The organism is Porticoccus sp. GXU_MW_L64 (assembly GCF_052983295.1).
In genome coordinates, this window is the sequence record NZ_JBRKJK010000013.1 from 64,234 (window position 1) to 82,848 (window position 18,615).

The following is an 18,615-nucleotide window of genomic DNA, read 5'->3' on the forward strand; positions in this document are numbered from 1 at the left end:
TTGTTGGCCACTGCGCCGGTCTGATGAACCTGATTCCGCGAAGCGGCCTCACTAAAGGGGTCAGAGCCCTTTAAAAGCACCCACATCATCATCCTTAACCTTACCGGGCCGCCCTCGCCGCGCTTGTCCAACCTTCATGCCTAGTTTTTTCTCAATCTTTTCCTTAAAAAGATCACTACCCAACGGCGTTCCAGTTTGCCAGGCAGCACAAATATCTTCCAGAACATCTTTATCTAAATGGGCCTTGAATAGTTCTTTGTAGGCAGTTTGCCTTTCTGTCGGAGCCTTACCCAACGATGCATACAAGCCATGGTGAGTGACAAGTGGATTACCCCTTCCCTGCCCATTGCAACGATAGCTCGACCAGCGGTAGTGGGCAGGTGATTTCACCATATTGGCACGAACACACTAAAGGGGTCAGCACACTAAAGGGGTCAGAGCCCTTTACACTAAAGGGGTCAGAGCCCTTTACACTAAAGGGGTCAGAGCCCTTTAAAAGCACCCACATCATCATCCTTAACCTTACCGGGCCGCCCTCGCCGCGCTTGTCCAACCTTCATGCCTAGTTTTTTCTCAATCTTTTCCTTAAAAAGATCACTACCCAACGGCGTTCCAGTTTGCCAGGCAGCACGAATATCTTCCAGAACATCTTTATCTAAATGGGCCTTGAATAGTTCTTTGTAGGCAGTTTGCCTTTCTGTCGGAGCCTTACCCAACGATGCATACAAGCCATGGTGAGTGACAAGTGGATTAACCCTTCCCTGCCCATTGCAACGATAGCTCGACCAGCGGTAGTAGGCAGGTGATTTCACCATATTGGCACGCACAGGATTCAGTTCAATATAGCGCATACAGGTCAGCAGGTATTCATCGTCCGACACCAGACTGGCCTTATAACGCCCCTCCCAAATGGAACCACTGGTGCCGTACGTGTGGTTCACATAGGGCACATAACGACGGCCAACGTACTGCATCATACGGGTAATGGAATCTTTATTCTGCGGGGTTGCAAGAATATGAACATGGTTGGTCATCAAGACATAGGCGTGAATCGCACAATGGTAGCGTTTGGCCCCCTCCTCCAGCCAGCTCAGGTAGGCTGCATAATCCGAATCTTCAAAAAATACCGGATCACGGCTGTGGCCCCGCTGGACAATATGTACCGGGACTCCGGGAATGAAAAATCTGGGTTTTCTAGGCATTGGAGGGCTTCTTATTGGGATTGACGGAAGGATAGCACCTGAAGGCATCAATTTAAAGGGCTCTGACCCCTTTTAAGACCCTTTAACGTTTTTCACACTGGGTTCTCATTGCTCTCGATGACTGTTATGCTATACATGTCTTACATGTATAGCATTGGAGGTTACCATGCTGGCTATCCGACTACCCAAAGATATTGAGAACCGCCTGACCCAACTCGCCACCAAGACGGGTCGCACCAAGACATTCTACGCTAAGGAGGCGATTCTGGAGCACTTGGACGATATGGAAGACAAGTACCTGGCCATCGGCCGCCTGGAGAACCCCGGTAAGCGCTGGACGTTGGACGAGATGGAGCAAGACCTTGATCTGGAGCGTTGAGTTTGACGATGCCGCCGCCAAAGAGCTGCGCAAGCTCGACCGCCAGACTCAGCAAGAGATTCTGCGCTACTTCCGCAAGCGCATTGCCACCGAAGAAGATCCCCGCCGTTTTGGTAAACCACTGGCCCGCGACCTGGCCGGCTTGTGGCGCTACCGAGTACGCAATTACCGCATGATCTGTAATATCGAAGACGACAAACTGGTGGTGCTGGTACTGCGCGTCGGCCACCGCAAAGACGTTTACGCGTAATCCCCCTTCCCCATCATTATTTTTAGCTGCCGATTCAGGGGCACGTCAGCGCCCCCCTGATAAGCCGCTGCAAAGCGGCTAAAAGTGAGAGGTTATAGGGGAACCAACCGCCCCCTTGTGACTCTGATGGGTACTTTAATTTTTACCCATAACCTTACCCACCATGAGTTACCACAGTTTTTTTCAGCAGGTGCGCCGCAATTCAGTGGCTCTGATCAGTTTGACCATTGCCCTTGCCAGCCTGGGGTACAACACCTGGCGCAACGAAGTCACCGAACAAAACCGCAACGTGCGCACCGCCGGCTTTGCCCTTATAGAACGGCTGGCAGAGTTGGACGAGGTGGCCATTCACATGCGTTATGCCCGCCACGACATGACCGCCGCAGAGTTGGAAAACTCACGCAAGCGCGGCTGGGTACAGGTAATTGCCATGCGCGACTTGCGTTACTTTATGCCGGAGAACGTCAACGAAGAATCCACGCAGTTGTACAGCAAATGGCAAATGTACTCTGACGAGCTGGACAACAAAGCATCTTACAACCAGGTAAACAGCAGTATCGAATCCCTGCGGGACAGTGTTTTAAGCGCCATTGGCGAGCTGGATTAAAGGCCACAAATTTACGCCACAAAAAAGCCCCCGCAATCGTTGATTGTGGGGGCTTTTTGTAATACCTGAATCCGTGACTTCAGAGCGGCGTATAGCACAAGCTCTTGATTCCACAGCGGTTTGAAAAATACCCACTTAACCGATGGGTGAAGCTAAGATTTTTCAATTCCACTGTGAAACCAATATCTTGCACTCTACACTCACTCTGAAATCACGGATTCAGGTAATAGTCAATCAGGTCCACTCAGTAATTTTATTGCCTTCTTTGTCAGTAAAAGAACCGATAATAATCATAATAAAATCAATCAGCGTCCAGATACCAAAAGCACCCAGGGTCAGCAGGTGCAAAACGCCCGTACCTATTTTCCCCGCGTAAAAACGGTGCGCCCCCAATGGCCCCAGAAAAAAGCACAGCAGAAACGCTGGCAGGATTCGTTTTGTTGTAGCTGAATCAGACATAGTTATTCTCCTTATGTAACCCCATATTAGGGTGCACATAGCATACTGTCACTACAGCGAGGTTTCCAGCGCTGGAGTTCTCGCCCCTGTAACAAAACAGTCACAAATGCCCGCTTAAATACGCCCTTTGGTGTATACCAATCTCACTGAGCGATCCCATGACCAAATTATCCAAAATTACCGCCAAAGGCCAGGGCATCGGCTTTTGCCTGTTTGCCATGGTAGCGGCCTTTTGCACTTACTCTTGTATGTACGCCTTCCGCAAACCCATCGCTGTTGGCCTGTACGAAGATATTCTGTATTGGGGTATATCCATCAAGGTGCTGTATTTGTCGGCTCAGGTAGCCGGTTATGCGCTGTCGAAATTTATCGGCATCAAAGTGGTTTCCGAACAGGGCAGAGACAACCGCGCCAGGGGCATTTTGACGCTGATCACCATTGCCGGTATCGCCCTGCTGCTGTTCGCGGTACTGCCGCACCCCTGGAATATCGTCTGCATGTTTTTAAACGGCATTCCCCTGGGCATGGTGTGGGGCTATGTATTCAGTTATCTGGAGGGGCGCAAGGTAACCGAGCTGCTGGCTGCCGGGCTTTGCACCAGTTTTATTGTTTCCTCCGGGGTGGTAAAAACCGTGGGCAGTTACCTGATGCTCAACTGGGGAGTGGACGAATTCTGGATGCCGGTAACCACCGCCGCGCTGTTTACGCCACTGCTGTTACTGGCGGTGTATTTGCTGGAACAACTGCCACCCCCCAACGACGATGACATTCGCCAGCGCACTCGCCGGGAGCCCATGGACGCCGCTGCCCGCCGGGCATTTTTCAGCCAGTTCAGCACTGGCCTGTGCCTGTTGATCGGCGGTTATATATTGCTGACCATCTTCCGCGATTTGCGCGACAACTTTGCCGCCAACATATGGGATGAGCTGGGCTTTACCGGCTCTCCCTCTATTTTTACCCTGACAGAAGTCCCTATCGCGGTACTGGTGTTGGCCATCATTGGTGCCATGATGATGATTAAAAGCAACAGTCGCGCTCTGATGGTAAACCACGGATTGATTCTGCTGGGCTTTGCCAGTTGCGGTGCCTCCACCCTGGCCTATCAAGCCGGTTATCTGGGGCCCATCAGTTGGATGGTGATTAACGGCTTTGGCCTGTACCTGGCGTACGTGCCCTTTAACAGTGTGCTGTTCGAGCGCCTGATCGCCACCTTTAAACAGGTGGGCAATGTGGGGTTTCTGATCTACCTGGCGGATTCGTTTGGCTACCTTGGCAGCGTTGGCGTTATGGTTTACAAGAATCTGGGGCAAAGTGATATTCAGTGGCACAGCTTTATCGTTTACGCCAGTTATCTAGTGGCTGCGCTGGGGGTATTTTTTACCGCCGGCTCCTGGTGTTACTTTGCCAACAAGCACAGGCTGCAAAAGGGCCACTTATCCGCTTCAACAGCGGCTGCCTAAAGGGTACTTCTAAAAATAGTGATATTTTCGTGAGAGCAAGGCGGCGGCGCACGCAGACCCGCAGTGTATAAGGCATACATGAGGACTCGAGTACGGTGCCAACGCCGCTATCGCGGAAATAGTGCATTTTTAGAAGTGCCCTAAAGTAACCCGTTCATGGCCCGCCAGGTCGCGGCGGGTTTGCACTCCGCCGAAGCCACCGTCACGGAACAGCTGACGAACCGCTTGGCCTTGATCGTAGCCGTGTTCCAGCAGCAGCCAGCCACCGTGCTGCAAGTGATCCGGAGCAGCGCCAACAATGGTTCGGATATCGGCCAGACCAGCGTCTTTTGCCACCAGCGCAGAATGCGGCTCAAAACGCACATCACCTTGATCCAGATGCCTGTCAGCGGGGTCGATATAGGGCGGGTTGCTGATAATCAGCTGATAATCGCCCGCGTCAACTGAGTCGAACCAGCGGCTTTGCCACACCTGCACGTTATCCAGGTTAAGCCGCATGCCGTTACGCGCAGCCAGCGTCACCGCAGCGGCGACCACATCCACCGCATCCACCTGCCAGGCGGCACGTTCTGATGCCAGCGCCAGAGCGATGGCCCCGGTCCCCGTACCCAGGTCCAACACACGGGCCTCTGTGGGCAATGGCAAATCCAGAGCGACCTCTACCAGTAATTCGGTTTCCGGACGGGGAATCAATGTGTCGGGGGTAACCTGCAGAGGCAGTGACCAGAATTCCCGCTCGCCGGTGATGTGCGCCACTGGCTCGCCCTGCTGACGGCGCGTCACCGCATCTTGAAAAGCGCCCAATTGCTGATCACTGAGCTCACGCTCGGGCCAGGTGTACAGATAACTGCGCTCGCACCCCAGCACATGACAGAGCAACACCTCTGCGTCCAGCCGGGGGCTGTCACTACAGGCAATGATATCCACAGCCCAGCGCAGGGATTCAGTCAGGGTCACGGGTGTTTTACTCCCCTGCCAACGCCGCCAGTTGATCCGCCTGATATTCCGTTACCAGCGGCTGCACCACTTCTTCCAGCTTGCCCTGCAGAATTTCATCCAGTTTGTACAGGGTCAGGTTGATACGGTGGTCAGTAACCCGCCCCTGGGGGTAGTTGTAGGTGCGGATGCGCTCGGAGCGGTCGCCACTGCCCACCAGCAGGCGGCGGGCGTCGGATTGCTCTTTGACGGCGGCGTCTTCCTGGGCCTGCTGCAAGCGCGATTGCAGGTGCGCCAGCGCCTTGGCCTTGTTTTTGTGTTGCGACCGCTCGTCCTGACACTCCACCACCAAACCGGTCGGCAAGTGGGTAATGCGGATGGCGGAGTCGGTTTTGTTGACGTGCTGACCTCCTGCACCGGAGGCGCGAAAGGTGTCTATGCGCAGCTCTGCCGGATTGATTTCAATGGCATCCAGCTCATCCGCTTCCGCCAGTATCGCCACGGTGCAGGCGGAGGTATGAATGCGCCCCTGGGATTCGGTTTCCGGCACCCGCTGTACCCGGTGGGCGCCGGATTCAAATTTCAGTCTGGAATAGGCTCCGGCACCCACGATGCGGCTGATCACTTCTTTAAAGCCGCCGTGGTCGCCGTCGCGGGCACTGATCATTTCTATGCGCCAACCCTGTAATTCTGCGTAGCGGGAGTACATACGAAACAGGTCGCCGGAAAAAATTGCCGCCTCGTCACCGCCGGTGCCAGCGCGAATTTCCAGGAATACGTTTTTGTTGTCGTTGGGGTCTTTGGGCAGCAGCAGTTTTTGCAGTTCGGTTTCCAGGGGTTCCAGCGCCGCCTCGCCCTGTTTTAATTCCTCCTGGGCCATTTCCCGCATATCCGGGTCGGCGTCTTTGAGCATGGTTTTGGCTTCGTCGATATCCGCCAACACCTGTTGATAGCGGCCGTAACTTTTAACCACCGGTTCCAGTTCGGCGTATTCGCGGCTCAAGGCCTGGAACTGCTTTTGGTCCGCGATCACACCCGGGTCGCCCAGGGAAACACCCACTTCCTCGTAGCGTTCCATCAGGTGTTCCAGTTTGTCGAGAATGCTTTGTTTCATGATTATTAACACTGCTTAAACACGTCATTCTGAGCGTAGCGAAGAATGACAATAATCTGCAATTGCAGAACTCTATTTCGTTTTATTCAAATCCCTATCGCCAACACCAAACAGTTTCTCCACCAGGCGAATCTGTTCCTGCTGCCCTTCTTCCCCCGCCTGCTTTAAACCACTGGTGGGTTGATGAAGAAATTTATTGGTGAGGTTGCGGGCAAACTGGCGCAACAAGTCCTGGGGGTCGTCGCCGCGCTGTAACGCTTTCAGGGCTTTGTCCAATTCGTCGTCGCGCAGTTTTTCCATGGCTGTACGCACCGCGCGTATGGTATCCACCGCATCCAGACCACGCAGCTGGCGCTGCCACAGCTCAACCCCCTGTTCAATAATTTCCTCCGCCTTTTGAGCGGCGCTTTCCCGGGAGCGGATATTTTCATCAATCACTTCCCGCAGGTCATCCACGGTGTACAGGTAAACATCACTGAGCGAGCCCACCTGGGGCTCAATATCCCGGGGCACGGCAATATCCACCATAAACATGGGGCGGTGCTTGCGTTTTTTCAGCGCCGATTCCACCGCCCCTTTACCGAGAATCGGCAGCTGGCTGGCGGTGGAGGAAATCACAATATCGGCGCGGTGCAGATGGTCGGGAATGTCTGATAACAGGATGGCGTCAGCACCGAATTGCTGCGCCAGTTGCTCGGCCCGACTAACCGTGCGATTGGCGACGGTGATACCGCCAATACCCTTTTCCGACAGATGACGCGCCACCAGTTCAACGGTGTCACCGGCGCCAACCAACAGCGCGTGTTCGCGGCTGAGATCGGAAAATATCTGCTGCCCCAAACTCACTGCGGCATAGGCCACCGATACCGGGCTTTCGCCAATGGCGGTTTCGGTACGCACTTTTTTGGCCACCGAAAACACCTGCTGGAATATCTGATTGAGATGGCCACTGACCGTACCCGCTTCCTGGGCCACCGCAAAGGCGGACTTCACCTGGCCGAGAATCTGCGGCTCGCCCAACACCATGGAATCCAGCCCGCAGGCCACCCGCATCATGTGGCGAGCCATATCACCATCCCGGTAAAGATAGTGGCAATCCTCCAGCTGCTGACGGGTCAGGGCGTGATAATCGGCAAACCACGCCAGCAACCCATCGGCATTTTGCTGCCCGGCGCTGTATACCTCGGTGCGGTTGCAGGTGGACAATATCACCACCTCGTCCAGGGCCAGCGCCTGCTGAGCCTGCTGCAGCGCAGCCACCATGCGCTCGGGCGCAAACGCCACCCGCTCACGCACATCCAGTGATGCGGTGCGGTGATTAATACCCAGGGCGAGAAAATTCATAACATGGCGGTATGGCGGCGGAACCGTGAATTTTCGGTGATTGCGGTGTAAAAACACAAGGGGAAAGACCAAATCCGCCAAAAACCGAGCCGAATGGCTGTGACAGTGGTCATAGAACGTGCCACTATTAACCTCATATTCTTCAAGGCAGTATTATGAGCCCGTTTTTTCAGTCAAAACGCACCCGCTTTACGGCACTACCCGCCGCCCTGTTATTGGCCCTGTCTGGCTGCGCCAGCCAGCCGCAAACTGCCGATGTGCAAGTGACCAACGATATTGAAGCGCCAATAGCAACAGCTGCCACAAAACCAAAACCGCCGCTGAAACCGTTCAAACCGGAAACCCTGTTCGACCTGTTGGTGGCGGACTTTGCCGGCGCCAACCAACAGTACGGCCTGCAACTGAACCGCTACCGCAAACAGGCGTTTGCCACCCGCGACCCCGGCGTGGTGGCCACTGCCACCTGGCTGGCGGTACAGCTCAACGCCGGTCAACAGGCGTTGGAACTGGCGCAGTTGTGGGTGGAGGTGGCACCTCAGGATACCGACGCCAATCGCATAGCCGGTTATTACCTGGCCCAAACCAGTGAGCTTGCCAAAGCATTGCCTCACGCACTGCAGGCATTGCGCGCAGACGACAAAGAGGCCGCTTACGCCATTGCCCGCCAGGTGCCGGGAGCCACGCCCGAGCAGCGCCAGCAGTTACACAACACCCTAAAAACATTGACCGCACCAGGCAACCAGTATCAGGACCTTGCCGACCAGCCTTTGGTAGCACTACTGGACGCCCGCCTGCTGTTGCTGGATACCAACTATGAGGCCGCCATTGCTCGCGCCAGTACCGTACAACAACCGGACACTGAACGGGACAGTGCCCTGCTGCTGATCGCCACCGCCATTTTTGAAAAAGAGGGTCTGGATGCCAACCTGAGTTACCTGGAACAGAGCGCCGCCCAATACCCGGAAAGCAAACGCCTGCGACTGCAACTGTCGAAACAATGGGCGGAAAAAGATGTGGACCGCAGCCGCGCCGAGCTGATCAGCCTGGTGCAACAATTCCCGGACGATTTGCGCCTGGTGCACACTCTGGCCATGTTCAACATCACCCAAAAACGCTACCAGGACGCGCAACCCCTGTTCCTACAGTTGCTGGACAGCGCCGAATACAAGGATAACGCCCACTACCAGCTGGGCCGTATCGACGAACAGGCGCAGCGCCTCAGTGACGCCATCGAACACTACCGCCAAGTAACCGCAGGTGACCGCTACAGCAATGCCATCAGCGCCCAAATCCGCCTGCTGGCAACCACCGGGCGAGATGACGAGCTGAATCAACTGGTGGAAGAACTACTGGCCCTCAACCCCAAAGAGTCCGCAGGCATCTACCAGGAAATTGCCTCCATTCTGGCGGGCAGTCAGTTCAACGAGCGGGCGCTGGCCTTGCTCAATACCGCCCTCGACAAGCACCCGGAAAACAGCGACTTGCTCTACAGCCGCTCCATGCTCTACGAACAACAGGGCGACAGCAGCAACTCCCACAAAGACTTGCGGGCGATGCTCGCCCTGCAACCTGACAGTGCCGAGGCCCTCAATGCCCTGGGCTATTCCCTCAGTAACAGCGACGACCCTGCGGACCACACCCAGGCTCATCAACTGGTGAGCAAAGCGCTGAAACTGGACCCGGAAAACCCCGCCATTCTCGACAGCATGGGCTGGGCACTGTTCCGCCTGCAACGGCTGGAAGAAGCCCTGCCCTACCTGCGCCGCGCTTTTGAACTGTACCCCGACCCGGAAGTAGCAGCCCATCTGGGAGAAGTGCTGTGGCAAATGGGCCAGCGCACCGAAGCACTGGATATCTGGGAACAGAGCCTGGCGGACAACAAAGACAAACCCGGCACCCGGCACGTGGTGGAAACCATGGAGCGCCTGGGAGCCACCCGGGTGAGCCACAATCAACCCTGATGGCCGCCATTCGCCGCATTGTTGTTATCGCCCTGCTGACCGGCCTGGCCGCCTGCAGCAACCTGCCCCCTCAAAACAGCTCCCTCCCCAGTGACGTACAGCAACAACTGCACAACCTGAAACAGTGGCAGTTGAGCGGCAAACTGGCGTTTCGCTCCCCGGATGAATCTGGCAGCGCCGCCCTGCGCTGGCAGCAACAGCAACAGCAATACCAAATACGCCTGAGCGGTATCTTTGGTATTGGCACCACTTATATTGAAGGCAGTGAACGGCAGGTGACCTTGCGACGAGGTGATCAACACCTGAGCGCCGCCAACAGCCAGCAACTCACCGGCGACCTGCTGGGCGTGCCGCTTGCTGTCGAAGACCTGACCTACTGGGTACGCGGCATCCCCGCCCCAACCGCCACCATCACCACCCAGAACCACGACCCCCAGGGTTTGCTGAGCCAATTGCATCAGAACGGTTGGCAACTGGCTTTTAGCCGCTACCGACAATCCGGTAACTGGCTGCTGCCGGGGAGGATTGAGGGCACCAAAGGGGAGTTGAGCTTCAAGTTGGTCATTAAGCGCTGGGAGTTTGAGTAGGCTTCCGGTTGCAGGTTGCGGGCAGACTGTCTGGCCTTGTCATCCTGAGCGCAGCGAAGGATGACAATAACGCTGGAACTGCGCATAGCCCGTAGCCCGTTGCTGTTTAACCCATATCCTGCGGGTCCACATCCAGAGACCAGCGCACTTTCTTTGCCCCCGGCAGGTCTTCCAGCTGCACACTCCACCGACTCAACAATTGCTGCAAGTGCGGGCGCTGTTCAAAAATCAGACTGAGTTGAAAGCGATAGCGGCCACTGCGCTTTTCCATGGGGGCAGGCAGAGGGCCCAGATAACGGCAGCGGTCGCTGGGCGGTTGCAGCGCTTCTGCGGCGCTTCGCGCCTGCCGTAAAAAAGCCTCTACCTCGGCAATATTGGCGGCCTCTGCGCGCAGCAAAGCCATGTAAGTGAAGGGCGGCATAGCGGCAACACGACGTTCCGCCAGCAGCTGTTGGGCGAAATCCGGGTAGCCCCGCTCGGTGAGTTGTTGAATCAGCGGGTGGTCGCTGCAGTGGGTTTGCAATATCACCCGCCCCGGTTTGTCACCACGGCCTGCGCGCCCGGCCACCTGGATAATCAATTGCCCCATTTTTTCGGCAGCGCGGAAATCCGCGCTGAACAAACCGCCATCGGCGTCCAGAATCGCCACCAGAGTCACATTCGGAAAGTGGTGCCCTTTGGCCAGAATCTGGGTACCCACCAACACGCAGGGCTGGCCATTATTGACGGTTTGCACCACTTCCTGCATGGAGGTTTTGCGCCGGGTGGTATCCCGGTCTACGCGAATCACCGGGAATTTTGGGAACAGGGTTTCCAGTTCCAGTTCACCGCGCTCCGTGCCCTGGCCCAGATACTGTAACTGGCTGCTGAAACACTTGGGGCACTGGGCGGGGATACGGGCCTGCAAATCGCAGTGGTGACACCAGAGTTTGTGGTCGCCGCGATGTACCGTCATGGGCAGGTCGCAACGGTGGCAGTCGGCGCTCCAACCGCAATCGTGGCACATCAGCGCCGGCGAAAAGCCACGCCGATTGAGAAACACCAGTACCTGATTGCCCGCTGTCAGCTCAGCGCCAATAGCACTTACCAATTCAGAGCTGAAACCCGCACTGAGGTTTTGCTTGCGAATATCCAGCACCTGCCAGGCGGGAGCACAGGCGGCACCCGGCCGCCCCTTCAACACCAGCTGTTGATAGCGCCCGGCGGTGCAGTTATTCAGGCTTTCCAGCGCAGGGGTGGCGCTGCCCAGAATGACCGGCACCTGCTCACGGTGGGCGCGCACCACCGCCAGGTCGCGGGCGTGGTAGCGAAAGCCTTCGTGCTGCTTGAACGACGCGTCATGTTCTTCGTCCACAATAATCACGCCGGGGTTTTGCAGCGGCGTGAATATGGCGGAGCGGGTGCCAATCACAATGGGAGCCTGGCCGGTTCGCGCCATTTCCCAGGCCTGCAAGCGCTCGCGGTCCGTCAGGCCGGAGTGCATCACCGCCAGCGGGCGATTAAAGCGCTGCTGAAAGCGCTTGACGGTTTGTGGCGTCAGGCTGATTTCCGGCACCAAAACCAAGGCTTGACGGCCATAGCGCAGCACCTTTTCGATAACCTGCAAATAAATTTCGGTCTTGCCACTGCCGGTTTCGCCATCCAACAGGTAGCTGTGGTAGCCGTGCAGTTCAATCTGTGCCATCGCCGCCTGTTGGCCCGGATACAAACTCAACGGTGCTTCACTGAGCAGATTTTCCTCCGGTTGTTCAGGGGCAGACGGCTGGCGAAAAACGCTTTCCACCAACTGCTTTTTCACCAGGCTGTTGAGAGCGGGCCTTGAAATACCCTCGGCATCCAACTCCAGGCGGTTGACGCTGCCCCGCTGTTGCAACAGCCGCAAAAGCTGCTGCTGACGGTGCGCCCGTTTTAAACCATCGGCGGGCAAGCCTTTGCCCAGGGTGGTAAGGCGCCAACACTGCTCCCGGTTATCCGGCGCGGACGCTCCCTTGCGCAGCAGTACCGGCAGGGTATTTACCAGAGCCTCCCCCAAAGGGTGCTGATAATAGCTGGCGGCCCACAGAAACAACTGGAACAGCGTAGAGGGGATCAGCGGCTGCTTATCCAGCACCTCGGCAATGGCCTTGAGTTTGTCAGCGGCCACCTCGCTGTTGTCACTGTGGCCCACCACCATACCCACCATCTGGCGGTTACCAAAGGGCACCCGCACCCGCACCCCGGGAAGCAGAGGCCGGTTGTGTTCCACAGGCGGCAGATAATCGAAACTGCGCCGCAGGGGAGATGGCACAGCGACTTGGTAATACGTTGCATTCATTGAGCTTTACGGGTAGTATCCGCGATCCTTTTTTACAGAGGCATACGGTGCCCGGCGCGACTGACTGTTATACAAGCAGAGTCTGCGCGACCAGGTGGCGGTATGCAAGATACTTTGAGGCATTAACATGAAAGCTGACATTCACCCCAACTACGGCCTGCTGAAAGCCACTTGCAGCTGCGGCAACGTAGTAGAAGTTAACTCCACCCGCGGCGGCGACATCCACCTGGATGTATGCTCTGCCTGCCACCCGTTCTACACCGGCAAGCAAAAAGCCGCTACCACCGGTGGCCGCGTGGACAAGTTCAAGAAGCGTTTTGGTGGTCGCACTACCAAGAAATAAGCACGCATGTTCTTGCTGTCAAAAAGCGCCGCGAGTTTTGCTCTCGGCGCTTTTTTTGTGCTTGCCTGCAACCCTGCCCTGGCGGATTGCCCGCCCTTTGGCAAGACCAGTAAAGTCACCATCGCCAAAGTGATTGACGGCGATACCGTGCGCCTTGCCGATGGCCGCAAGGTTCGTCTGATTGGCGTCAACGCCCCCGAACTGGGGCGGGACAACAAACCCGACCAGCCTTACGCACAAAAAGCCACTGACGAGCTGAAACACTTCTTTAATACAAAAAGTTTTGATATAAAAAGTTTTAATACAAAGAGTTTTGATACAAAGAGTTTTAATAAAAAATCCGCCCTGCTGCTCACCGGCCGCGACCGCCGCGACAATCATGGCCGCACACTGGCACACCTCTATAACCTGAATGGAGAAAGCGCCGAAGCGCATCTATTGTCAAAGGGGCTTGCCTGGCATGTGGCCATACCACCCAATTTGACCATGGCTGAATGCCTTGCAGACGCAGAAAAACAAGCCCGCCAACAACACCTTGGCCTGTGGAGCTCAGCGGGGATAAAACCCACAAAGGCAAAGCAGGTATCCCACGGCGGCTTTCAAATCGTCACCGGCACAGTCACCGAAGTGCGCTTTACCAAAAGTGGCTGCTGGATCAACCTGGGCCCGCGCATTGCCGCCGTTATCTACCGGGAGCACCAACACCGTTTTGATCGCAAACAACTGGAAGCATTGAAGGGAAAAACTGTTTCCGTGCGTGGCTGGGTATATCCGTCCCGCAGTAAAAAATACCAGCCATGGCGGGTAAAGCTGGAGACGGTGTTTGGGTTAAAGGTCGAATAAGGGTGCTTCTAAAGACAGGCTCCATTAATCACAACATACCGCGTTACACTGCGGTCCCATAAATTTTAGCCTTTACCCATGAGACGTAGGAGACATAAAGCCCTCGAAGGGGTTAAGTACTGAGCAGACATGAATTGGGTATTGCCTGCTGTGACACGCCGTAAACCCATCCCTGGGGGGCTCGAGGCCAGCATCCATGCTGGCCACGGTCACATCAGGCAATACCCAACTCATTTTTGGCGAGTTTATGGGACAGCAATGGCCACGTCACTGTCGGCTAGGCACATACCTTCTGCCACCTATCCAACCGGCCAGCACGATGGAGCCCAACCCAGCAAAAAGCGGAATCATATACAAAAAGGACATATCGCTATGGAGAAAGCCACCGGTTTCCCATACCACGATAGCGAGAAACCCCACCAGAGTGACGAACGAGTATCGAAAAGTCTCCGCTTTTGCGGCAAAGCCAAGCAGTGGAAGCAGCGCAATAGATACCAAAAAATATGGAACGGTCACAATGAGCACATCCAACAGGAAGCGGCCAAACTGATACCCAAAAAATTCGAAAAAAGACTGAGGGATTGCGATTGCTGCGGTACGCCCGATCACAGGTACCAAACACAATGAGAGTACAACCGAGAGAACCAGCGCGGCGTAGAGTTTTTTTATCATGGCTATCTTACTTGTGAGTCAAAAGTTAACGCCAAACAGTATTATCCAAAAACTGGCGCACAAGGCGATTAAAAATATCTGGCTTTTCCGCGTGCAGCCAATGGCCGGTGCCATTGATCATTTTGAAGTGCAGATCGGGGAATAACTGTTTGATCAACTCCCGGTGGTCGGCGGTGATGTAATCGGAGTTTTGCCCTTTGATAAATAACGTTGGCAGCTGACAGGGCTGGCCCTCGGGCGCTTGCATAATCTGTGGATAGCAATCGACAATGGCCTGCAAATTCATACGCAAGGCATACTGCTTTTGCTCATTGCGGTAGAGGTTTTTCAACAAAAACTGCCGCACTCCCGCTTCCGTTACGTATTGCGCCAACTGGCGGTCGGCGTCGGCGCGATTGCCAATGGCATCTAACTGCAAACTGCCCAGCCCCGCCAGCACCCCTTCGTGATGGGGTGGGTATTGCACCGGCGCGATATCCGCCACCACATAACCGGTCAACCGTTCACAGCCTTGCAGCGCCAACTGCATGGCCACCTTGCCACCCAGCGAATGGCCGACAATGGCGGCATTGTCTATCTGCTGAGTGTGCAAATAGCATTCAATATCCGCCGCCATTTCTGCCAGAGTCATACTGTCGCTGTGCCCGGAACGACCGTGGTTGCGCAAATCCAGCCGGTGAACCCGGTAGCCGTCTTCCAGCGCCTTGCCCAACTGCCCCAGGTTGTCAGACATACCAAACAAGCCGTGCACCAACAACACCGTGCGCTGGCCGTTGCCGGACATCTGGCTAAACAGTTCTACGGAGGTAGACATAAAGGCACCTGCTGAGCCTGAACAGAAAGGGCGCAAGTTTACCTTAAAGAGTTGTGGGTTGTAGTGGCTGGTGTCATCCTGAGCGCAGCGAAGGATCTCGATGTGGCGACTACCACTGAGACCCTTCGCTGCGCTCAGGATGACATGCTTGCTGGACTTACTCGCAGCCGTTCAAAGCAAGCCACGCGGCGATACTTGCAGCACTTTGCGGGTGCTCAAATAGCCGCACAATCCAGTCACCGCACCCAGCAGCAGTGGCAACAACAGCCACTGCAACACACTGCTTTGATAATCCAGGTCAAACCGCTGGTAGAGTTGCTGGCAGGCCAGCTCCACCCCAAGGGCAGCGAACAGCCCTGCCAGTACACCCAGCAAACTGTATTCCGCTAACGTGGCGGAGCGCAGGTAGTTGCGGCTGGCACCGAAGGCGCGCATCAGCGCACCTTCCCGCAGGCGGTCGTCCAGGGTGCTTTGAATCGATGCCAGCAACACCGTTACGCCCGCCAAAAACACAAACAGCAGCAGCAGTTCCACCATCAACGACACCTGGCCCAACATCTTGCGGGCCTGGCGGATAATGGCGTCTACCTCGATCAGTGATATGGAGGGAAATTCCTGTAGCATCTCCACCAACAGGGATTCCTGGCCCGGGGGCAAGCGGAAGCTGGTGAGGTAGTAGGCGGAAAACTCCTGCAGCGTACCCGGCTGGAAAATCATGTAGAAGTTAGGGGTAAACGACTGCCAGTTTACCGCGCGCAGGCTGGCTACGGTGGCGCTGACTTCGGTACCGGCGATATCCACAGTGAGGCTGTCGCCCAACTGAATACCCAAACGTTCTGCCAGCCCCTGCTCGACCGACACTTGCGGCTGCGGTGACCGGCTGCGCCACTCACCGGCGACAATTTTATTGTTTTCCGGCGGTTGTTCCAGCCAGGTGAAGTTCAGCTCCCGGTTGGGAGCATCGCCATCGTCGTGATTGCGCTTGTTGTCCCACAGCAGGCGACCGCGAACAATGGGGTACAACTCTGTTTCGATGCCAGCATCCGTCAGTTTTTGCTGAAATGCCTGGCGTTCAAAAGGCTGGATATTAAACACAAATTTGTTGGGGGCTGCGGCGGGCAATTGTTGTTGCCATTGGGCCACCAGATCGGTGCGCAGCAGCAATAAAATCACCATCACCATGGCGGTGAGCCCAAACGCCAGCAACTGCCCGGTGGTGGTACCGGTGTGGGCCACCAGATTGCGCAGGCTGCGCAACCACAAACCGCGCCCCGCAGAGCGGGCAGACAGGGAACGGCGCACGGCTTTCAACAGCAGGAACAGCAACAGGGCCAACAACCCCACCGCCGCTGCCGCAGCCACAAGGATCAACAACACCTGGCCAATATTGTCGAACAACAGCAGCAGCAACCCCGCCAGAGCAACAGTGGCCACCCCGTACACCAGCCAGGCAGAAGCGGGCAACGGCAACAATTCACGGCGAAACACCCGCAGCGGCGGCACCCCTTTGAGGCGCAGTACCGGCGGCAATGCCACGCCAACAATCAGTAACAGAGCGGTGGCAAAACCGGTGAAATAAGGACCGATACCGGCGCCGGGCAAATGGGTGGTCAACAGGGTTTGCACCACTTCCAGCAACCCCAAATGCGCCAGCCAGCCCAGCACCAGACCCACAACCCCGGCACCCAGCGCCAGCAGCAACAGCTGCCACAGGTAAAGGTTGACCAGGGGCTTTTGCTGCAATCCCAGGCAGCGCAATAAACCGCTGACATCAAAGTGGCGTTCGCTGTAACGGCGCGCAGCCATGGCGATGGCCACCGCCGCCAGAAAGATGGTCAGCAATGCCGCCAGGCCAAGGTATTGTTCGGCGCGTTCGATAATGTTTCCGGTACGGCCACTGGCACTGCGTGCAGAGGTAAAGCGGTGGCCGGGGCCCAGCCGGGGCTCCAGCTGTTTTCGCAGTTGTGCGCTGTTGTCTCCGGCGTACAGGTACTTGTAGCTGATGCGGCTACCGGGCTGAATCACCTGTGTAGCGGCAAGGTCGGCGGCATTCATCAGCACTCGGGGATTGAAGTTAAACAACCCGGCAACGCTGTCCGGCTCGTAGGTCAGCACCTTGTCGATACGCAGCGCCGCCGCCCCCAGAGAAATCGTATCTCCCAACTCGACTCCCAGCCGGGTAAGCACCCGCACATCCACCCACACGGAACCGGCGGCGGGGGGATGGCTGGCCGCGCGTTCTTCGCCGTAAGCACGCTCTGCAACACGCAATTCCCCACGCAGTGGGTAGCTGTCGGTAACCGCCTTGATATTGGTGAGCAGAAACTCGTCGTTGTAGGCCACTACCGTGGCAAACTCGGTGACCTCCGCCACCTCCAGAGACAAATCGCGGCCCTGTTGCAACCACTGGGGGTCCGGTTCACGACTGCTGGCAAGAATCAAATCCGCTCCCACCAATTGAGCGCTCTGCTGCTGCAGCAGGCGGGCAAAACGATCAGTGAGCAGATTGATGGTGGTTACCGCCATCACCGCCACCACCAGTGCCAACAACAACACCCGCAGCTCCCCGGCGCGCCAGTCCCGACGCAACATTCGGGCAGCCAAGATCAGGGATTTCATGTCCCCACCTGAGCGCTGCCTGCGACTTCTATTACCCGGCCAGCGGCGAGGCGAATCTGGTGATCGCAGCGCCCCGCCAGTTGTTCATCGTGAGTCACCAACACCAGCGTGGTGCCCTGTTCGCGGTTGAGTTCGAACAGCAGATCGATGACTTTTTCGCCGGTGGCGGCGTCCAGGTTGCCGGTGGGCTCGTCCGCCAGCAGCAACTGCGGCTCGGTGACAAAGGCGCGGGCAATGGCCACCCGCTGCTGCTCACCGCCGGACAGTTGCGCGGGGGTGTGACTGAGACGATCCTGCAAACCCACCCGCTGTAACAGCTGGCGCCCCAACTCAACTCCATTGAGGCCGCGCAGCACTTCCAGCGGCAGGGTGACGTTTTCCAACGCCGTCAGGTTGGGCAACAGCTGAAACGACTGAAACACAAAGCCCACCAAATCCGCCCGCAGTGCGGCGCGGCCATCTTCGTCCAGAGCACCGAGCGACTGACCACAGAGCGCCACATCGCCACTACTGGGCAAGTCCAGGCCCGCCAGCAGGCTCAGCAGTGTGGATTTGCCAGAGCCGGAAACCCCCACCACCGCCACAGTTTCGCCGCGGTTGATCGTGAAACTGACATCGTCGAGAATGGTCAAAGGCCCATCGCCAGTCGGCACCACTTTGCCAAGCTGACGGGCTGCAATCACTGAATCCTTTACTGCGTCGTTCATTATT

General features: G+C 56.4%; 19 protein-coding genes. 8 read left to right on the forward strand and 11 right to left on the reverse strand.

The window, feature by feature from the left end; genetic code table 11:
* Positions 1-60: 60 nt before the first annotated feature.
* Together ACVBEJ_RS11700 and ACVBEJ_RS11705 are read right to left on the reverse strand one after the other, a co-directional pair.
* Positions 61-393, reverse strand: coding sequence for a transposase (locus ACVBEJ_RS11700; protein WP_447129813.1), 333 nt, complete (start codon positions 391-393; stop codon positions 61-63).
* Between the two features lie 89 nt (positions 394-482).
* Positions 483-1,202, reverse strand: a complete 720-nt coding sequence (locus ACVBEJ_RS11705) for a transposase (protein WP_447129814.1) — start codon at positions 1,200-1,202, stop codon at positions 483-485.
* Between the two features lie 166 nt (positions 1,203-1,368).
* On the opposite strand from ACVBEJ_RS11705, the gene relB reads away from it, so the two are divergent.
* The 3 genes from relB (at position 1,369) to ACVBEJ_RS11720 (ending at position 2,438) form a co-directional block, all read left to right on the forward strand.
* On the forward strand, positions 1,369-1,581 hold the full coding sequence (relB, locus tag ACVBEJ_RS11710; RefSeq protein WP_447129815.1) for a type II toxin-antitoxin system RelB family antitoxin: 213 nt from the start codon (positions 1,369-1,371) through the stop codon (positions 1,579-1,581).
* Positions 1,565-1,831, forward strand: coding sequence for a type II toxin-antitoxin system RelE family toxin (locus ACVBEJ_RS11715; protein WP_447129816.1), 267 nt, complete (start codon positions 1,565-1,567; stop codon positions 1,829-1,831). The genes relB and ACVBEJ_RS11715 overlap by 17 nt, the downstream gene beginning before the upstream one ends.
* Before the next feature lie 163 nt (positions 1,832-1,994).
* Complete coding sequence (locus ACVBEJ_RS11720; protein ID WP_447129817.1) at positions 1,995-2,438, forward strand: hypothetical protein; 444 nt, start codon at positions 1,995-1,997, stop codon at positions 2,436-2,438.
* A 234-nt stretch (positions 2,439-2,672) separates the two neighbouring features.
* On the opposite strand, the gene ACVBEJ_RS11725 is transcribed toward ACVBEJ_RS11720, so the two are convergent.
* The gene (locus tag ACVBEJ_RS11725) at positions 2,673-2,897 is read right to left on the reverse strand and encodes a TM2 domain-containing protein (RefSeq protein ID WP_447129818.1); all 225 of its coding nucleotides are present in this window, start codon (positions 2,895-2,897) and stop codon (positions 2,673-2,675) included.
* 158 nt (positions 2,898-3,055) lie between these two features.
* Between ACVBEJ_RS11725 and ACVBEJ_RS11730 the strand changes: the two genes are divergently transcribed.
* The gene (locus ACVBEJ_RS11730) at positions 3,056-4,357 is read left to right on the forward strand and encodes a DUF5690 family protein (protein WP_447129819.1); all 1,302 of its coding nucleotides are present in this window, start codon (positions 3,056-3,058) and stop codon (positions 4,355-4,357) included.
* A 129-nt stretch (positions 4,358-4,486) separates the two neighbouring features.
* On the opposite strand, the gene prmC is transcribed toward ACVBEJ_RS11730, so the two are convergent.
* The 3 genes from prmC to hemA form a co-directional block, all read right to left on the reverse strand.
* A complete protein-coding gene (prmC, locus tag ACVBEJ_RS11735; RefSeq protein WP_447129820.1) occupies positions 4,487-5,314 on the reverse strand; it encodes a peptide chain release factor N(5)-glutamine methyltransferase in 828 nt (275 codons plus the stop codon).
* A gap of 7 nt (positions 5,315-5,321) precedes the next feature.
* Positions 5,322-6,407 (reverse strand): peptide chain release factor 1, encoded by a 1,086-nt coding sequence (gene prfA, locus ACVBEJ_RS11740; protein WP_447129821.1) that lies wholly within the window; start codon positions 6,405-6,407, stop codon positions 5,322-5,324.
* Between the two features lie 72 nt (positions 6,408-6,479).
* Entirely contained in the window at positions 6,480-7,751 is a 1,272-nt protein-coding gene (gene hemA / locus ACVBEJ_RS11745; protein WP_447129822.1) for a glutamyl-tRNA reductase, read from the reverse strand.
* Positions 7,752-7,906: 155 nt separating this feature from the next.
* On the opposite strand from hemA, the gene ACVBEJ_RS11750 reads away from it, so the two are divergent.
* A complete protein-coding gene (locus ACVBEJ_RS11750) occupies positions 7,907-9,712 on the forward strand; it encodes a tetratricopeptide repeat protein (protein ID WP_447129823.1) in 1,806 nt (601 codons plus the stop codon).
* Positions 9,712-10,299 (forward strand): lipoprotein insertase outer membrane protein LolB, encoded by a 588-nt coding sequence (lolB, locus tag ACVBEJ_RS11755; protein ID WP_447129824.1) that lies wholly within the window; start codon positions 9,712-9,714, stop codon positions 10,297-10,299. The genes ACVBEJ_RS11750 and lolB overlap by 1 nt, the downstream gene beginning before the upstream one ends.
* A gap of 106 nt (positions 10,300-10,405) precedes the next feature.
* Here the strand turns inward: lolB and ACVBEJ_RS11760 are convergent, their stop codons facing one another.
* Positions 10,406-12,613 carry a primosomal protein N' gene (locus ACVBEJ_RS11760; RefSeq protein ID WP_447129825.1) on the reverse strand — a complete coding sequence of 736 codons (2,208 nt, stop codon included), beginning with the start codon at positions 12,611-12,613 and terminating at the stop codon, positions 10,406-10,408.
* Positions 12,614-12,740: 127 nt separating this feature from the next.
* Here ACVBEJ_RS11760 and rpmE point away from each other — a divergent pair, with 127 nt between their 5' ends.
* The gene (gene rpmE / locus ACVBEJ_RS11765) at positions 12,741-12,956 is read left to right on the forward strand and encodes a 50S ribosomal protein L31 (protein WP_447129826.1); all 216 of its coding nucleotides are present in this window, start codon (positions 12,741-12,743) and stop codon (positions 12,954-12,956) included.
* Between the two features lie 6 nt (positions 12,957-12,962).
* Entirely contained in the window at positions 12,963-13,799 is an 837-nt protein-coding gene (locus ACVBEJ_RS11770) for a thermonuclease family protein (protein WP_447129827.1), read from the forward strand.
* A 267-nt stretch (positions 13,800-14,066) separates the two neighbouring features.
* On the opposite strand, the gene ACVBEJ_RS11775 is transcribed toward ACVBEJ_RS11770, so the two are convergent.
* From ACVBEJ_RS11775 to ACVBEJ_RS11790, 4 genes are all read right to left on the reverse strand, one after another.
* Complete coding sequence (locus ACVBEJ_RS11775) at positions 14,067-14,471, reverse strand: hypothetical protein (protein ID WP_447129828.1); 405 nt, start codon at positions 14,469-14,471, stop codon at positions 14,067-14,069.
* A gap of 25 nt (positions 14,472-14,496) precedes the next feature.
* Entirely contained in the window at positions 14,497-15,285 is a 789-nt protein-coding gene (locus tag ACVBEJ_RS11780) for an alpha/beta fold hydrolase (protein ID WP_447129829.1), read from the reverse strand.
* 171 nt (positions 15,286-15,456) lie between these two features.
* A complete protein-coding gene (locus ACVBEJ_RS11785) occupies positions 15,457-17,904 on the reverse strand; it encodes an ABC transporter permease (protein WP_447129830.1) in 2,448 nt (815 codons plus the stop codon).
* Positions 17,901-18,611 (reverse strand): ABC transporter ATP-binding protein, encoded by a 711-nt coding sequence (locus tag ACVBEJ_RS11790; RefSeq protein ID WP_447129831.1) that lies wholly within the window; start codon positions 18,609-18,611, stop codon positions 17,901-17,903. The genes ACVBEJ_RS11785 and ACVBEJ_RS11790 overlap by 4 nt, the downstream gene beginning before the upstream one ends.
* Between the last annotated feature and the right edge of the window lie 4 nt (positions 18,612-18,615).

Coding starts and splice junctions, on each gene's coding strand:
- ACVBEJ_RS11700 (WP_447129813.1), bottom strand. CDS start 393: ATGGTGAAATCACCTGCCCACTACCGCTGGTCGAGCTATCGTTGCAAT.
- ACVBEJ_RS11705 (WP_447129814.1), bottom strand. CDS start 1,202: ATGCCTAGAAAACCCAGATTTTTCATTCCCGGAGTCCCGGTACATATT.
- relB (WP_447129815.1), top strand. CDS start 1,369: ATGCTGGCTATCCGACTACCCAAAGATATTGAGAACCGCCTGACCCAA.
- ACVBEJ_RS11720 (WP_447129817.1), top strand. CDS start 1,995: ATGAGTTACCACAGTTTTTTTCAGCAGGTGCGCCGCAATTCAGTGGCT.
- ACVBEJ_RS11725 (WP_447129818.1), bottom strand. CDS start 2,897: ATGTCTGATTCAGCTACAACAAAACGAATCCTGCCAGCGTTTCTGCTG.
- ACVBEJ_RS11730 (WP_447129819.1), top strand. CDS start 3,056: ATGACCAAATTATCCAAAATTACCGCCAAAGGCCAGGGCATCGGCTTT.
- prfA (WP_447129821.1), bottom strand. CDS start 6,407: ATGAAACAAAGCATTCTCGACAAACTGGAACACCTGATGGAACGCTAC.
- hemA (WP_447129822.1), bottom strand. CDS start 7,751: ATGAATTTTCTCGCCCTGGGTATTAATCACCGCACCGCATCACTGGAT.
- ACVBEJ_RS11750 (WP_447129823.1), top strand. CDS start 7,907: ATGAGCCCGTTTTTTCAGTCAAAACGCACCCGCTTTACGGCACTACCC.
- lolB (WP_447129824.1), top strand. CDS start 9,712: ATGGCCGCCATTCGCCGCATTGTTGTTATCGCCCTGCTGACCGGCCTG.
- ACVBEJ_RS11760 (WP_447129825.1), bottom strand. CDS start 12,613: ATGAATGCAACGTATTACCAAGTCGCTGTGCCATCTCCCCTGCGGCGC.
- rpmE (WP_447129826.1), top strand. CDS start 12,741: ATGAAAGCTGACATTCACCCCAACTACGGCCTGCTGAAAGCCACTTGC.
- ACVBEJ_RS11770 (WP_447129827.1), top strand. CDS start 12,963: ATGTTCTTGCTGTCAAAAAGCGCCGCGAGTTTTGCTCTCGGCGCTTTT.
- ACVBEJ_RS11775 (WP_447129828.1), bottom strand. CDS start 14,471: ATGATAAAAAAACTCTACGCCGCGCTGGTTCTCTCGGTTGTACTCTCA.
- ACVBEJ_RS11780 (WP_447129829.1), bottom strand. CDS start 15,285: ATGTCTACCTCCGTAGAACTGTTTAGCCAGATGTCCGGCAACGGCCAG.
- ACVBEJ_RS11785 (WP_447129830.1), bottom strand. CDS start 17,904: ATGAAATCCCTGATCTTGGCTGCCCGAATGTTGCGTCGGGACTGGCGC.
- ACVBEJ_RS11790 (WP_447129831.1), bottom strand. CDS start 18,611: ATGAACGACGCAGTAAAGGATTCAGTGATTGCAGCCCGTCAGCTTGGC.